This window comes from Sphingobacterium sp. UBA2480, assembly GCF_002341965.1.
GTDB lineage: Bacteria > Bacteroidota > Bacteroidia > Sphingobacteriales > Sphingobacteriaceae > Sphingobacterium > Sphingobacterium multivorum.
In genome coordinates, this window is record NZ_DDPA01000009.1 from 425,276 (window position 1) to 441,208 (window position 15,933).

Sequence of the window (15,933 nt, forward strand, 5' to 3'; positions counted from 1 at the left end):
TAGGGATATAATCTATTGTTAAACTGATTGGGTAAATCGGTCAAAAATGGAGATCGCTATTATGGCCGATTAATGTTCGTAGCATTGGTCGGCTTTTTTTAGTATCTCGTTTTATCTCCTTAGGTTGGTTTTCTCATAATTGTTGTTTTTGGGTTATTTCATGGATAATTGGTTAGTTTGAAACAAAGAGTTTACGGATGCCATTTTCTTGAATCAATTCAAATTTAATATGGCTACGTTCCAAAATTTTTAGGACTGCCGATAGACTTTTCGTACGTTGAATTTCGCCATATAATAGTGTTTCTTTTATCGGTTGCGTGTAGATGATTTGCAGGTCATACCATTGACCGATCAATTGTAGGGCAGTATGAAGGTCCGTTTCATTAAAATAGAATTTATTGTCGAGCCATGCGATGTAGTTAGCGGGATCGACCACTTTTTTGGATAGTTGACCCGAAGCTAAGAGCGCTTGTTGGTTGGGTGTGAGCTGTAACGTTTGCCCTTGCGCGGATAGATTGATGCTTCCCTCCACAAGCGTTGTACTACTTTGGGATTTCGAATAGGTGTTTACGTTGAATTCGGTACCGGTGACTTCGATGAGCTGTCCATTGGAAACGACCTGAAATGGAACCTTTTTATTTTTTGCAATTTTGAAATAGGCTTCACCGTCAACTTCAACAACACGTTTGTTTTTTGCAAAATGAAGCGGGTATTTGAGTGTTGTTTTCGCATTGAGTGTAATTTCCGAGCCATCTTCCAATTGGAGTTTCAGCATTGTGCCGGCGGGGGTATTAACTGTGGCCATCAGATCTTCTTTTAAAGATTCGTTTTGTAGAACAGTACCGTCTTCGTAGGTCAATTTATCCCCTGAAACCAGGGCTCCTTTCTGACTCGATACCTGAAGTACTTTGCCATTCGAAAGTCGTATTTCAGCGTTGTTGTTCTGTGCTTCTACATCATTTAAGACCATTCGATCGCTGATCGGTGTAGCCTGTTTTTTTACCACTATGAAATACATCAGACCACCTAAAATTAGGCTTATTAAAGCTGCAGCGTAGGGTAGCAAACGCTTTAGGTTTCTTATAGGAGATGGTTTAATGGCGGAGGTTCGAATGGTTTCTAGGGTCTTTGTCTTTAACCTTTCGTTCCAATTCATCGTATCTGAGGCCTGGAGTAGGCTCCATTGATTTAAATCATTGATAAAATCATCGCGATCTAAAAGGTCTTCAAAAAAAATACGGTGTTCTGCTGATTCGTCCAACCATAGCTTTAAATCGGTCTTTTCATCCGACGTTAAGTTGTCGCCGATGTACTTTATGATTAGTTGTTTGATATCATCAGTCAATCTCATGGTGTATAATTTTAGATAGATACGTAACAGGAAGGATAAACCTTAGTAAAAAAATGAAAAAATATTCAGGTGTAGCATGCCGATAAACATTAAGCTCCATCCGTCCAATATCGTCAGGACCACGTCCAATAGTGCTTTGGCATTTATCTTTCAAGGATTAATTTGCATCTTTAAAAAGATTCTTGTCGTTTAAAGGTTACGCGGGTTTAGCAGTTATGCTATGTGAGAAGTCAGCCTTGAATTCGGTTTTGGAATTGAGGCGCTCGGAAGGGGCCTGGTCGAAATTTATTAAGGGAAAATAGGAGGGGACGAGAAGTTCAGGCCTATTCGCGGTTTTGTTTATTTTAAAATATTGTGCCGATGAAAAGAAAGCTAAGTTTTATTTTTCTGCGAATTATAGGGTTTAGTGTATCGACGACCTTTGTCCTTACAGCCATACTTCAGGCAAATAATGGGGCTGCAAAAAGAGCACGTTGCTACATGCCCTTTTTTACAGAATCGTTGCTTTCATTCGTAGCACTCTGTATTGCGATTGGTACGATATCTATTTTTCTAAATTTAAATAAGCAATTCAGAAGCAGTAGGCTTGCACGGGCACTTTCCTTTGTTTTATTGCCCGCTACTATTAGCCTATTGTTTTTGTCCTTTCTGATCCAAGCTGGCGGAGCGTCCAATTTATTTGAAATGCTCCACATGGCTGCAACCATAGTCCCGGTGTGGGGCCTGATCTTATGGCAGTATAATAGATTTGATCATTGGCTGGCTACTACGGCTTGCCAATATTAATTATAATGACAGCCATCAAAATAAGGAGTATGCCCAAACATTGGAATCCCGATACATCTTCCTGTAGAACCAACATGGCAGATAAGGTAGAAACGGGAATTTCCAGACTTGAAATAATATTTCCCATCGCTATTCCAGTTTTCAGGATTCCCTTTGTAAATAGTAAGGGTGGAAGAATCGTTCCAAAAATGGCAATCAATAATCCCCAGGGTAATGCGTTAGGTTGTATATACCGAATAATATCCATGTTCCAAAATGCGACGATGAGCAGCAGTCCACCTAAGACCAAGAATTGGCTTCGTACCGAACTCGGCAGCTCTTTCTCCACTGTGCTTGAAGCATAAATTGCCAGCGCATAACTTATTCCCGCTCCGAACCCCAGTATTATTCCTCTGTAATCAAGCGCATTATTGTTTTGAAATAGATTGGTTGCTAAGGTCGTGCCGAGCAAAACAATAATCACTCCTGCTAGTTTACCTTTTGATGGGAGCTTTTTCAGTAGCACTGCTTCTGCCACTAAACTTATCCAAATAGACTGCATCAGTAAAATAATTCCAACAGATACCGGGATATATTGGATGGAGAGATAGTAAAGTGTAGTTGTTAGGCCCAATGAAATGCCCCATACCATCAGTTTTATTTTTGATGAAAATTTGATAACGTTATGTTCTTTTGCACTACGCTTTGAAAACAGATTAAAGGCCAGCAAAAAGAGAAAACCAAACATAAACTGCAGAAAAGTCAACAGACTTGTGTGTATCCCTAAGTGGTTTGCATATTTCACAATTGTTGCAAGGAGTCCATAGCTGCAAGCGCCTGCAGCAACATAGAGTGTCGATTTATAGTCCTTCATGTTGAAAGTAGTTTTGAAATAAAGCCAGTTGTTGTGATAGTGATTTGCTCCAATAAGCAGTATCGTGTCCGCCTTTTGATTCGATGTAAAGATGCTCGATGTTTTTGTTGGTCAGATGCTTGTGGAATGTACGGTTCATTTCCAGCATTTGCAGGTCTTCCGTTCCACAATCGAGGATATAGCGTTGTTTATTGTGCTTCATTTTATCTTCGTTGCTGTAGATGCGGTCTACATCGTTCAGATTTTTGAAATCGCCCAATACCTTGTCTACCTGATATTGCTGGTAGGCTTGTCCGAAGCGGTCAAAATCAAGTGCGCCGCATGAACTTCCGACGATCGAAAATGTTTGTGGGTAGGCTATGCCGATATGCAATGCTCCGTAGCCACCCATGCTCCAGCCCAGTATTCCGCGCGCATTTCGGTTTTGTTGCGTCGGGTAGTGATGATCGATGTAATTGACTAGCTCATTTCCGATAAAGGTGCTGTACTGTGAATGTGGATCGATGGGGCTATCTACGTACCAAGAATTGAAATTTCCATCTGGTAGCACGTAAATAGTCTGAAAAGTTTTTGCTTTTTGGATTAAGTCGGGAATGTCTTCTTGCACTGTACGGGTGGGGTTGCCGCTATAACCATGGAGAATATAAACTGTTTTATAATTGATCCCGTCTTTCATGTCGGGCGTAATTATAATGGTTTCAATGTTTTTGTCCATTTTGGCACTATGGATTTTTGTCTTAACGACTTTTTGTGCCGCCAGTGGTAGGCTAAGGGCAGAAAATAGGAGGGTGTATACTGTTTTCATAGCTTAAAATTTTAGCTTTATAAGGCAAAATTCAAGAGTATAATCTTTAAAAACGTATACAGATGTTGATGGAATTATTCTTTTAATTCCTTACGGATACGGCTCAATTGCGTGGGTGTTACACCAAGATAGGAGGCAATATGATGCTGCTTGAGGCGTTTGAAAAGCACTTGATTCTGATGAAGTTCAAGGTAACGTTCCTTCGCAGATTCCCATTTCAACTCGATTTCAAGTGGTTCTTTTTTGACCACCCAATTCTTTTCCAGATAAGCTATCTGAAAGAGTGCTAGATCATGCTTTGTCCGGACAAGCTCACGGAAAGCCTTGGCAGAATACTGAATCAACTCCACATCTTCGAGTGCAATGATGTTGAATGTACTCGGTTTTTCTGCGATGATAGCGGCGGTAGAAGCACAAAAGCTATTTTCTTCAAAAAACATTTTATAGATGGTATTACCATCAGCGTCTAATTTATAATAGCCTAATAATCCTTTGCAGATAAAATAATAGTACTTGGCATATTCTCCAGCACGTAGAATATGTTCATTTTTTTTGAACTGCTTCACCTGAAAGATAGTTTTCAAAATGTCTGTTGTTTCTGCACTGAGCGCAGCATAAGTATTCATTTCGAAGAGGAGTTTTTCTATCATCTGGGGCAATTGTTTTTGTACATGCTGATCTGTCTTATTAGCAAAGTTAGTGAAATGACAGCTGCAATAGTGTTTTAACGAATTGTAAATTGGAAATTAATAATTATTATGCTAGTCTTTGATGTAATACTCTGTTCCATTTAAGCCGACATAGATTTCCTTGTCGAGGTCACCGCGATAGCCAATAAACAGTGGATACTGCTGCTCACGTAATGGATTATTGTAAAGTTCCTCGATATTCGCATACTTTGCTTTAACAACGATCTGATTGGTTTCACTATTTTTTATTCCCTTTAGTAAAGTGTTCTCACTGGTAAAATCTACGTAAGGTATTTCTTTTCTTTTAGGACGGAAAATCAATTTAACTCCTTCCTCCATCAACTCCTTATTTTTTATGCGAAATTCCTGAATGGATTGCTCTTCCGGAAATAGTTGTTTTCCGCTCTGGTTATCTTTGATGTGTTGAAAGAGCGTTTTTTGATCTATACTGTCGCTATGATAAACAGTCGAATTTTTGTAGAGATAAATTGTTGTTTCACCTGTTTTAAAATCGATAGGATTGTATTTATATACTCGTGTACCTTTTTTATCGATGCGGTAGCGTTCGCCATTGAATAATACCCATGCATAATCTTTTGTTCCATATTTAATGATCTCGGGATTATTCACATGGAAAAGTTGGAAATTGTAATCAGCCTCGAATAATTCTGCCTTTTCAAAAAGCGCTTTTATCTTAATGTTTAGCGATTTGTCAGAGTAGCCATATAAGCTGTTCTGCATGAGTGTCGGAATTAAATCAGGATACGCCAAATCTGATGAAGCTAATTTATCTTGGGCCGGAGTAGGGATACTTAAAAAGGTTAAAAGAAGTAAAATACAATTTTTCATCCGTTGTGCTATTTAATGTGCCTAACAAAGCTATTAAATTAGCTCTGTAAAAAAATCAATGGAAATAGTGATTTTTAATATTGCTGAGCCTCGAAAGGATCGAACCCGGCCGAACTTTTTTTCGAATCCTAATAGCTTTAAAACAAAAAAAGCTAATCTTGCGATTAGCTTTCTTTAGTGATCCCGCTGGGATTCGAACCCAGGACCCATACATTAAAAGTGTATTGCTCTACCAGCTGAGCTACGGAATCTTACTTCTTTGTTTTTGAACTACCGTTCCTTGTTTGAAGTGATGCAAAGATAGGGTTAATCCCTATTCCACGCAAGTATTTGTGCCATAAAAATGCGCTACAGCTGTTTAGGGCTTCATTTTTAGTGGTTTATTTTTTCTTTTAGGAGAGGAATTCTCGATCTTCATCCGATAATTGAGGTTTTTTGTGATCGTTTTCTTCTTCCGATTCGTCTATTTCCTCCTGTTCGTGTACCTGCTGTTTCTTTTTTCCGGTTTTTAGCAGCGATACAAAGACAATTCCGGCAATAAAAAAGGCCAATAGCAGCTTCCATAGCGCCACTTGTGATTCCCCGAGAAAATTGAGCTGCACCGATTGCGGGTTCTTGACACAGACAACTGTGATGATAACCGTAATTAAGATTAAAAAGATATTACGCATGTTACTGTAAGCTATATGTCGTTATTGTAGCAGCGAATATAGGGAATATCTGTTTTTAATCGATATCGATCTTTGCACGATTTAGGCGCAAAGAATTCAAAATAACCGAAACGGAACTAAAACTCATTGCGGCAGCTGCTATCATGGGTGACAAGAGAATTCCGAAAGATGGATATAGCAGGCCGGCTGCCAAAGGAATTCCGAGTATATTATAGACGAAAGCAAAACCCAGGTTTTCCTTAATGTTACGAAGCAATTTATGACTCAGTACTTTTGCTTTGGCAATTCCGGTCAGGTCTCCTTTCAACAAAGTCAAAGAAGCACTTTGTATGGCAACGTCAGTACCCGTACCCATAGCAATGCCGATATCGGCTTGAGCAAGGGCAGGGGCATCATTGATACCATCACCGGCCATCGCGACCACATGACCTTGTTGCTGTAATGTATGAATCTCTTGCAACTTATCTTTGGGCAAGGCATTGGCTTTGAAATGCTTAATGCCGACTTGATCCGCCACAGCCTTTGCCGTATGGACATTATCTCCAGTCAGCATGACTACATCGACTTGATGTTTTTGGAGGTATTGAATTGCCTGCTTCGATGAAGCCTTGATTTGATCTGAAATACTAAAATAGCCCAATAAGGTTTGATCTTTTGCGAGGAAAGACACCGTTTTTCCATTGGACTGAGCGGTTTCAGCCATCTGCTTCATATCGTGTGGAACTGCTATACCGATAGACTCCATCAACAATTGATTGCCAAGTGCTATACTGTTTCCGTTTATGTTTCCTTTGATTCCTTGTCCCGCTACGTTTTCGAAATCGGAAACTTTATTTTCTGTTTTACTGTTTTCTTTTTTTGCTCTTTCAATAATAGCATGACCTAAAGGATGTGTGCTATTGGCATTTAAAGCGGCAGCCAAAGACAATATTTCGTCTTTGCTACTGGAGGAGTTTGGTTGAATATCATCGACGGTGGGTTTTCCTTCGGTGATGGTACCTGTTTTGTCTGTTAGTACCACATCGACCTGGTTCATTTTTTCCAGTGCACTTGCATCTTTGATCAGGATGCCATGTTTGGCTCCTTTGCCGACACCAACCATGACGGACATCGGTGTCGCGAGCCCCAAGGCACAGGGGCAGGCAACAATTAGTACGGCAAGTGCATTGGCAAAGCCGAACGCTAAGGAAGCAGAAGGAACCCAGAGCCACCAGGTAAGAAATGTCAAAATTGCAATGATAATGACAATCGGAACAAATACCTCGGATACTTTATCTGTTAACCGTTGAATGGGTGCCTTGCTTCTGCTGGCATCATTAACAAGTTGAATAATCTGAGCCAAGAGTGTGTCCGAACCAATACGCTCTGCTTTCATGAGGAAACTGCGGTCGCCATTGATGGTTCCTGAACTGACATGATCGCCTTCCTGCTTTTCTACCGGGATAGGTTCACCCGTCAGCATGGATTCATCGATGCTGCTGTTGCCATCCGTAATTTGTCCGTCGACTGGAATTTTATCACCGGGTTTTACTTTGAGTATATCACCAAGTTGAATTTGATCTATGCCTATTTTTTTATCGATTCCATTTTCCACGCGCGTAGCTTCGGAAGGACTCAGCTTGATCAGTTCTTTGATCGCTGAATTGGTTTTGGAATGTGCTTTAGCCTCCATCACCTGGCCTAACAATACCAGCGTTAGAATGACGGTAACGGACTCGAAGTAAAGCGCAATGTAGCCATGGTGATTTTTTAATTCGTCAGGAAAGATCTGCGGAAAAAATAGACCTACCAAACTATAGACAAACGCAGCTCCAGCACCAAGTGCAATCAGGCTAAACATATTAAGGCGCCAGGTTTTGAAAGATACCCAGCCACGTTGAAAAAAAGACCAACAGGTGTAAAAAACAACCGGTAAAGATAAAACCAGTTGTATCCATCCCGACCAGCTGGGCGGAATGATTTTACCGATCGGGTTGCCCGGAAGCATTTCACCCATGGAAAGTATAAATATGGGGACAGTAAATAGGATGGAGACCCATAATTTCATTCGAAGATTACGATAGGTATGATCGTCGTCCGCATTATTACCATTGGCTATAGGCACAAGGTCCATACCACATATGGGGCAATTTCCGGGATGGTCTTGTACAATCTCAGGATGCATTGGGCAAGTATATTGAAGGTCTGTCTTTAACATGGGGACTTTTTCCAGGTTCATGCCACATACGGGGCAGCTTCCTGGTGAGTCATAAAGCTTATCGCCTTCGCAATGCATGGGACAATAGTATTTATCTGCAGACGTACTATGATGTGCTTTGTCGGGCGTAGCTAATGTTTGTGACTGATGCATTATAGCATTTGACTGAACGGAATGATTGTGTTGCTGTTCGCTATGGATAGGCGGAACTTCCATGGATTGATCGGAGGGAACTTCGGAAGTATGCTGATGTGCTTCGCCGATTTGATATGGCCCCAATTTGGATATTATTTCCTGTAATTGCTGTAACGGAATGTGTTTCTGGGATGTTATTGTGATGCTTGGCGGGTTTAAAGTCACCTCGGCATGAACCCCAGGTAACTTGTTCAATGCATGTTCGATTGTTGTTTTACATCCATCACAGGACATTCCTGAAAGTGTATAGCGGTGTTGCATAGCGTTGTCTTTATTGCCTAAAGTTAAAAGTTATATCGAGGTGATTTTTACACTTTTACCGGGTTTTTTTGTAAAATTTCCCGTTGATAATATGCTTTCAATTTGCCCCCATTTTCTAGGTCGAGCCAGCTTTATAGTCTTCGGGAGACGGAATGTGATGTGAAAAACATCGAAATCACGCTATGATAAACACAATCGAGCTATGTTTTGTTTGCTTTGGGGATAGCTATGGGGCTTGGAATATCTCGTTGATTAAGCTAATAGCATCACTTGGGGATGTTTGATCAATGTATTGATGGTTACCTGCTCTTTCAAAACTGCTTCGTGAAAAGGCGCTGGAATCATCAATTTAAATGTTTTTTTTGTGGTTTTGACCATGAATAGGGCGCCGTGAACGACCTGTTTATCATCTATGATCAACGTGTGCTGTTTTACCAATTGGCTTCCCAATTTTTCCTTTTCGATGAGCTGTATAAGTTGTTGCATTGTATCAGAATATTTAGCCAAAATTACCAAATACTTAGCATTTATTGTTTTTTTTCTAATCGTCGCTATTTGAAATTTATCCACTGCTTTCCACCTTTTATTATTTTTTTAATAGCTAATAATCGTTTTAGCAAAGAAGAGTTTTCAAAACTTAGCGCAATCGATTGCGTATTTAGTCTGCTAAAATGCTAAATATGAGAAGGATGTATTTGCTAAAGTTTGTTTAACTTTTTTAGCTTTGTGCAACAAATATCCAATAAAACAATATTATGAGTGGTATAACTACACTAGGTCAATTTATCATTGAAAAACAGGCCGATTTTCCGTATGCTAAAGGGGAACTTTCTAGACTCTTGCGGGATATTGGAATTGCAGCAAAGATTGTAAATAGAGAGGTGAATAAAGCGGGATTGGTTGATATTTTAGGCGATGCAGGCCAGGTTAATGTGCAGGGCGAGGGACAAAAGAAACTGGATGTTTACGCTGATGAACAGTTTATCAAAGCACTTCAAAGTGGGGGCGAATGCTGTGTAGTTGCCTCAGAAGAGCATGAAAATCCAGTTTACATCCAATCAGGGGTTTCCAAAAATGCCAAATATATTGTGTGTATTGACCCCCTGGATGGCTCAAGCAATATTGATGTCAACGTATCTGTGGGGACTATTTTTTCCATTTATCGACGAATTTCTGATACGGGTGTTTCTTGTAATAGCAATGATATTTTACAACATGGAACGAAACAGGTCGCTGCAGGTTATGTGATCTATGGTAGTTCAACCATGTTGGTGTACACAACCGGAAAGGGCGTAAACGGATTCACATTGGATCCATCGATCGGCGAGTTTTGTTTATCCCATCCCGATATGAAAATTCCGGCGTCGGGCCAAATTTATTCAATTAACGAGGGAAATTATTCCAAATTTCCAAACGGCGTCAAGCAATATATCAAATATTGCCAAATGGAAGACAGTGCAACGAAACGCCCCTATGCGTCACGGTATATCGGCTCAATGGTCGCCGATATACACCGTAATCTCCTGAAAGGGGGCATTTTTCTTTATCCAACGACTTCTGCACACCCTAATGGGAAACTGAGATTGATGTATGAGTGCAATCCAATCGCTTTTATCATCGAGCAGGCCGGAGGTAAAGCTTCGAATGGATCTCAGCGTATACTAGCTATTGAGCCAAAAACTTTGCACCAGCGATCAGCAGCTTTTTTGGGCAATACCGATATGGTGGAATTGCTGGAAGATTTTCTGAAAAAATACAGTGATTGATTCTGTAGTGATTCAATGACAGGTAAGATTCTTTAGACCATAAGAATTATTTATCTTTGTCCCCAGAAAATGGCTTCATTATTGCGAAGCCATTTCTTTTTCACGATTTGTAATATGTTACGATTTTTAGTTTTTATTTCATTTGTTTCAGTAGTATTTTTTTCCTGTAAAGATAACCCTCCAACTTATGGCGATGTGCTGGCGAAGGAGTTTGAAAATAAGTCCTATAAGGATTTTGACACAGCTGCTTACGTAAAAGTCTTCCGTGACGTGTATGCTAAGGAAAAATCCCAATTGGTTAATCCAAGCTGGATGAAGGAATTATCGGATTCTACTGAAGGGATGACTTTAATTGCCGAACATCTCTTTGATGGTAGTATCGATACTATGATTACTTACTTTGAGCGAAGTGAAGAGCATGGTATTCGGACCAGTTATTTCCATACGGCTGCGATTAAGGAAACGTTGTTTTCGCTTCGAAAACTGAAGGGCAAAGATGTTGCCGAAGTTTATCCTTTATTGGCGAAGCTTGACTTATTGAGCACTGATGGACTCGTGGCTTATATCAGCAGTATCAAATATGGTGTGGTTAATCCCAAACGCCTTTATGGAAGGTATTTCGTTCCTCAAAAACGTATGAGCTATGGCAAAGTTGTCAACTTGTTGGACAGCGTGAAAATCGGAAACGTCTTGGCCGATATACAGCCTAAAAATCAATATTATACTAGATTTCAAGATTTGTTGGAAAATGGGAATCTAAACAGTGCACAACGAAGCCAGGTGTTAATGGTATTGGAAAAATTGCGCTGGATGGGGGATGCTTTTCCGGAGAAATATGTATTTGTGAACATACCTGAACAGCGTTTACATATCATGGAAGAAGGGAAGACAAGCCAACTAATGAATGTGTGTGTGGGTGAAACAGACAATCCGGCATATACGCGGAAAGGTGAGAACCATGAGACGCCTGTGATGCAGGGGATGTTGGATGCCATGCAAGTTAATCCGGTATGGAATATTCCAAGCAGTATTGTTAAGAAAGAATTATTGGCAAGTGTTCGGAATAATCCAAACTATTTGGCGTCGCGCAATATGGTGGCTTATTACAAAGGTAAACAAGTGGATCCCACAACTGTCAATTGGAATTCGGATTCTGTGGAGAATTTTCGTTTCAAACAGAATCCCGGTTCGGATAATTCATTGGGGAATGTAAAGTTCCTGTTTGAGAATCCCTATTCTATTTATCTACATGATACGCCGGCAAAACAAATGTTTGGGCAAAGCAACCGGGCGGTCAGCCATGGTTGTGTGCGTGTAGAAAAACCTGTGGATTTGGCTTCTTATCTTGTCAATAATGAAAAACAGGCCGAAAAAATTGCGAAGGAAATTACGACAGATTCCATTTCAAAGTCTCGCTGGGTAACACTAAAACGGCAGATGCCCGTTTATATCACCTATTATACAACTTGGTTGGATGACGAAGGTAAAATTGTCACTTATCCGGATATATACGGGTACGACCCGCGTTTAAAGGAAGCGTTAAAGAAGTATTGGACAAATTGATGAGAAAGGCTTAACCAAATGCGTTAAGCCTTTTTTTTATAGCTAATATTCAGAGTTGTAGGCTAGGGCTATACGGACAAAAGGATAGTCTTTGTTTACGTTGTTATGGTCTTGATAACGACCTTCCAATCTAAAGTAACCAGAGTAAAGGTTGACGCCAAAGTTCTTCCAGATACGCATTGAAGCACTCGTGGATGCCGTATGAAGAAAATGGTGGGATTTGTTACCACTGATTGTGACAAAATATCCACCACGATAATCTACACCAAATTTAAAGCGGTTTAATGTGCTCAATGTGGCCGAAGCCCTAACATCAGCTCCGGGTCCGTAATCGTATGTGCGGCTTTCACCAAAATGGAGGTAGGGATCAGGTACAGCGGCCAATACCACCGGACCACCACCAAGAATGGTTGTCAGCTTGGTACGGCTACCAATGTTGAAGTTTGAAAAGACATTGTAATTGATGCTCTGGGATCCGTAATAAAAAGCTTCATTGCGCAGAAAGTCGAAATGTGCAGACACGATACCACGGTGGCGTCCTGTTAAATTAGAGAGAATACGGTTTCCATATAGCGAAGCATAGACATTGACCGCATTGACAATGGAACTATCATCTGATCCGAGTTCCAAATTGAGGAAGAAGTCATCAAAGGGTTTCTTTTTGTCTATATCATTGTTGGTGTAAATCAGTTTGATACGTGCATATACGTCATTCTTTCCTTTATTTAAGATGTCATGTTCTTTGGCATCAAACCGTCTTAGCCCCAATTCAACTTCGGTGTGCACTAAAGAACTGTCGATAACAGCTCCCTTGACCTTATCTCCCCAGCGCCCATCGAGCAGTCGGTTGAGTCCGTTTATCGGATTGATCAGCATGGCCAGTAGTTCTTTTTTATTACGTTGTCCTTTAGTTAGGCTTGGGCGTGAAAGAATATGATGCGATAGTCTATGGGTCATTTCACCTAAAATAGTACCCCCAAAGCTTGTGTTGATGATATCATTGATGGATGGGGGTTCGGTTTCACCTGCAGTTTCCCAGATATAGCTACCAGCTACGGTTGCAGCTGTTGATTGTAGAAAACTATAGTTGTTGGATCGGAACGAATTGAAATAAAACTGACCGTGATAAGGGTGCGCCATTTGATTTGTTGCAAAAAGATTGTCGTCCCAGGTCCAGGCAGACAGTTTTAAATGGCTAAAGAAGTTTTTAAAGGAAATATGGGAAACAGGATCTTTTCGAATGAAGTAATTAACCGAGGCAGGAATAGCCTGGATGGAGAACCACTCAATTCCCGCCCTTAAGAAGTTCTTTTTTTGGTAATCAAATAGACTGTCTGTTTGTTTTACATTGATACGATGATTGTTCCATGGTTTTGGCTGCTCGCGGTGGAACAAGTGATTTTTTTCGACTGATGTCGCTCGAAATAGGCTATCTGAATTCATTAAAGAGTCTCTTGCTGGAAGGAGTGCTGCCTTACTTGGTCCTATATTCCCGAGCTGGACAAGCACCCAAAAGATAAATATAAAGAGACTATAGTGACGTTGGTTAATGCGTTGTTTGATCGAAATGAACATACTGTTTTGCGATAAAATTTGTAAAGAATAACAAATATAGGATAAAAGTGTTTGTGCGATTAGTACCTTTGCAGCAATTATCCTGTTCAAGTAATTAGAAATGAACAATACCTTTGAAATATTCAATATAAAATCGATCAATCTTAAGAATGAGTTGTTTGCAGGATTAACGGTCGCGATGACGATGATTCCGGAATCACTTTCGTTTGCTATTTTGGCTGGATTACCGCCTTTAACGGGACTCTACGCAGCATTTTTAATGGGTTTGATTACTTCCGTTTTGGGAGGCAGGCCAGGGATGGTCTCTGGAGGTGCTGGTGCAACAGTGGTTGTTTTAATGGCCCTGGCGGCAAGTCACGGTATTGATTATCTTTTTGCTGCTGTCGTCTTGGCGGGGCTTCTACAATTTTTGGTCGGACTTTTTAAATGGGGGAAATTTGTGCGCTTAATTCCGCAGCCTGTGATGTACGGTTTTTTAAACGGACTGGCCATCATTATTTTTATGGCGCAAGTGGTCCAATTTAAAGAGAATACAGGATCGGGGGTGGAGTGGATGTCGGGAAGTACCTTATACATCATGGGGGGACTCACTCTACTGACGATGTTGATCGTGATTGGATTTCCTCGGGTCACAAAGGCAGTCCCGGCCTCTTTAGTCGCTATTCTCGTTGTGTTTGGCTTGGTTTCTCTTTTAGGAATTGATACCAAAAAAGTAGTAGATATAGCCTCTGTCAGTGGGACATTACCCCATTTACATTTACCCAATGTACCCCTGAGCTGGGAAACATTGCAACTGATTTTTCCGTATTCGTTGGTGATGGCCGGAGTGGGGTTGGTGGAATCGCTTTTGACACTAAATATGGTGGACGAAATAACCGCGAGCAAAGGAAATGCAAACCGCGAATCCATGGCACAAGGGGTAGCCAATGCAATCAATGGATTTTTTGGAGGAATGGGTGGATGTGCTATGGTTGCTCAAACACTGGTCAATTTAAATGCTGGTGCACGCACGAGGCTCTCTTCTTTTATTGGAGCCATGACCATCTTAGTGATTATTTTGGTAGGTGCTCCTTTCATTGAACAGATACCAATGGCAGCGCTGGTCGGTGTGATGATGATGGTGGCAATAGGTACCTTCCAATGGGTGAGCTTGCGTATTGTCAATAAATTTCCCAAATCAGATATTTTCGTTGGTATTCTTGTCGCAGCGATTACGGTGGTTTTACATAATTTAGCACTGGCGGTGCTTATTGGTGTCGTGGTATCCGCACTTGTATTTGCCTGGGACAATGCAAAGCGCATTCGGGCAAGAAAATATTTGGATGCCGAGGGCATCAAGCATTATGAAATTTATGGACCGCTTTTCTTTGGTTCGACAGCTAATTTTTTGGATAAATTTGATGTTTTGAAAGATCCTGACCGTGTGATTTTAGATTTTAAGGAGAGTCGTGTGGTGGATATGTCCGCTGTGGATGCGCTTAACAAAATTACCGAACGCTATGCCGCACAAGGGAAAAAGATCGAATTGTGGCATCTCAGTGAGGATTGTCGCTCACTGCTAAAAGATGCAGCAGACATTGTGAAGGTCAATATCGTGGAAGATCCCACTTATCGGGTTATGCCGGACAAGTAGACAATTTTTTGCGCAGCTCAAAAAACAGTTCATTTCCCTTTCTTTGGGGAATACTATTGGTGGAATCTGTCAGGTGTAAAATGTCAAACTTAGATTTGAATAAGTGTTGATATTCCGTTTGATCTCCACCGAAAGGTGGTCCCTGTTGTGCAAATTCCCGTTTGAACAATAAACCCATCAGTATACCCTGAGGCTTGAGCAAAGTATGCATTTGTTGTACATAGCTGGGCCGTAATGAAGGATCCAGTGCACAAAAAAAGGTTTGCTCAATTATATAGTCGTACTGGCCCTGGTGCTGGAAGAAATCTTGACATAGAATTTGGATGTTAGGGCTATTTTCGAATTCCCTTCTTACCTTTGCAACGAGTGTTGGGGCGATATCAAGTAAGGTAATTTGACTGAATCCCATGGCAAGGAGAGCCTTCGCCTCGTACGCATTTCCACAACCTGGAATTAAAATCGCCGCATCTTTAGCAATAGACCCCGCTGCATAGTTGATGATTGCAGGGGATGCGTAGCCAATATCCCAGCCTGTCGATTTGGTCTTATAACGTTCATCCCAATAGTTCTCATCCAATAGTGAAGAATCCATAGCTATTTTGTTCTATATACTTTAGCAATTTACATAAATATTAGGTCAATAGCGTGCTTCTCTCCAATGAAAATTGCGTTTAGCTATCCTCTCGGAAGTTGATCATCTAATTTCAATTTTGGGAGCTATCGAAAAGGAGCAAAGTGT

At 40.7% G+C, this 15,933-nt stretch carries 14 protein-coding genes and 1 tRNA gene; 4 read left to right on the top strand and 11 right to left on the bottom strand.

Features of this window, described 5'->3' with window-relative positions; all coding sequences use genetic code 11:
- Nucleotides 1–172 precede the first annotated feature (172 nt).
- Complete coding sequence (locus B3600_RS22340; protein ID WP_201639391.1) at nt 173–1,351, bottom strand: FecR family protein; 1,179 nt, start codon at nt 1,349–1,351, stop codon at nt 173–175.
- A 360-nt stretch (nt 1,352–1,711) separates the two neighbouring features.
- Between B3600_RS22340 and B3600_RS22345 the strand changes: the two genes are divergently transcribed.
- Nucleotides 1,712–2,137 carry a hypothetical protein gene (locus tag B3600_RS22345; RefSeq protein WP_286754430.1) on the top strand — a complete coding sequence of 142 codons (426 nt, stop codon included), beginning with the start codon at nt 1,712–1,714 and terminating at the stop codon, nt 2,135–2,137.
- Here the strand turns inward: B3600_RS22345 and B3600_RS22350 are convergent.
- The 8 genes from B3600_RS22350 to B3600_RS22385 all read right to left on the bottom strand — a co-directional run bounded on the left by B3600_RS22350 (nt 2,118) and on the right by B3600_RS22385 (nt 9,143).
- A complete protein-coding gene (locus B3600_RS22350) occupies nt 2,118–2,990 on the bottom strand; it encodes an EamA family transporter (RefSeq protein ID WP_286754431.1) in 873 nt (290 codons plus the stop codon). The two genes, B3600_RS22345 and B3600_RS22350, sit on opposite strands and share 20 nt — an antisense overlap.
- Nucleotides 2,977–3,795 carry an alpha/beta hydrolase gene (locus tag B3600_RS22355; protein WP_112374480.1) on the bottom strand — a complete coding sequence of 273 codons (819 nt, stop codon included), beginning with the start codon at nt 3,793–3,795 and terminating at the stop codon, nt 2,977–2,979. The genes B3600_RS22350 and B3600_RS22355 overlap by 14 nt, the downstream gene beginning before the upstream one ends.
- 74 nt (nt 3,796–3,869) lie before the next feature.
- Entirely contained in the window at nt 3,870–4,445 is a 576-nt protein-coding gene (locus B3600_RS22360) for a Crp/Fnr family transcriptional regulator (protein ID WP_286754432.1), read from the bottom strand.
- Between the two features lie 111 nt (nt 4,446–4,556).
- Nucleotides 4,557–5,333 carry a hypothetical protein gene (locus B3600_RS22365; protein ID WP_286754433.1) on the bottom strand — a complete coding sequence of 259 codons (777 nt, stop codon included), beginning with the start codon at nt 5,331–5,333 and terminating at the stop codon, nt 4,557–4,559.
- Nucleotides 5,334–5,511: 178 nt separating this feature from the next.
- Nucleotides 5,512–5,584 (bottom strand) — tRNA-Lys (locus tag B3600_RS22370).
- 141 nt (nt 5,585–5,725) lie between these two features.
- Nucleotides 5,726–6,004, bottom strand: coding sequence for a lipopolysaccharide assembly protein LapA domain-containing protein (locus B3600_RS22375; RefSeq protein ID WP_286754434.1), 279 nt, complete (start codon nt 6,002–6,004; stop codon nt 5,726–5,728).
- A gap of 55 nt (nt 6,005–6,059) precedes the next feature.
- A complete protein-coding gene (locus tag B3600_RS22380) occupies nt 6,060–8,657 on the bottom strand; it encodes a heavy metal translocating P-type ATPase (RefSeq protein ID WP_286754435.1) in 2,598 nt (865 codons plus the stop codon).
- Nucleotides 8,658–8,909: 252 nt separating this feature from the next.
- The gene (locus B3600_RS22385; RefSeq protein WP_286754436.1) at nt 8,910–9,143 is read right to left on the bottom strand and encodes a hypothetical protein; all 234 of its coding nucleotides are present in this window, start codon (nt 9,141–9,143) and stop codon (nt 8,910–8,912) included.
- Nucleotides 9,144–9,412: 269 nt separating this feature from the next.
- Between B3600_RS22385 and fbp the strand changes: the two genes are divergently transcribed.
- A complete protein-coding gene (gene fbp / locus B3600_RS22390) occupies nt 9,413–10,423 on the top strand; it encodes a class 1 fructose-bisphosphatase (protein ID WP_286754437.1) in 1,011 nt (336 codons plus the stop codon).
- Between the two features lie 114 nt (nt 10,424–10,537).
- Nucleotides 10,538–11,986 (top strand): L,D-transpeptidase family protein, encoded by a 1,449-nt coding sequence (locus B3600_RS22395; protein WP_286754438.1) that lies wholly within the window; start codon nt 10,538–10,540, stop codon nt 11,984–11,986.
- A gap of 42 nt (nt 11,987–12,028) precedes the next feature.
- Here the strand turns inward: B3600_RS22395 and B3600_RS22400 are convergent, their stop codons facing one another.
- Nucleotides 12,029–13,561, bottom strand: coding sequence for a DUF3943 domain-containing protein (locus tag B3600_RS22400; RefSeq protein WP_053003933.1), 1,533 nt, complete (start codon nt 13,559–13,561; stop codon nt 12,029–12,031).
- 100 nt (nt 13,562–13,661) lie between these two features.
- On the opposite strand from B3600_RS22400, the gene B3600_RS22405 reads away from it, so the two are divergent.
- On the top strand, nt 13,662–15,194 hold the full coding sequence (locus B3600_RS22405; RefSeq protein ID WP_286754439.1) for a SulP family inorganic anion transporter: 1,533 nt from the start codon (nt 13,662–13,664) through the stop codon (nt 15,192–15,194).
- Here B3600_RS22405 and B3600_RS22410 read toward each other — a convergent pair.
- Nucleotides 15,178–15,786: a methyltransferase domain-containing protein gene (locus B3600_RS22410; protein ID WP_286754440.1), complete on the bottom strand. Its 609-nt coding sequence runs from the start codon at nt 15,784–15,786 to the stop codon at nt 15,178–15,180. The two genes, B3600_RS22405 and B3600_RS22410, sit on opposite strands and share 17 nt — an antisense overlap.
- Nucleotides 15,787–15,933 lie beyond the last annotated feature (147 nt).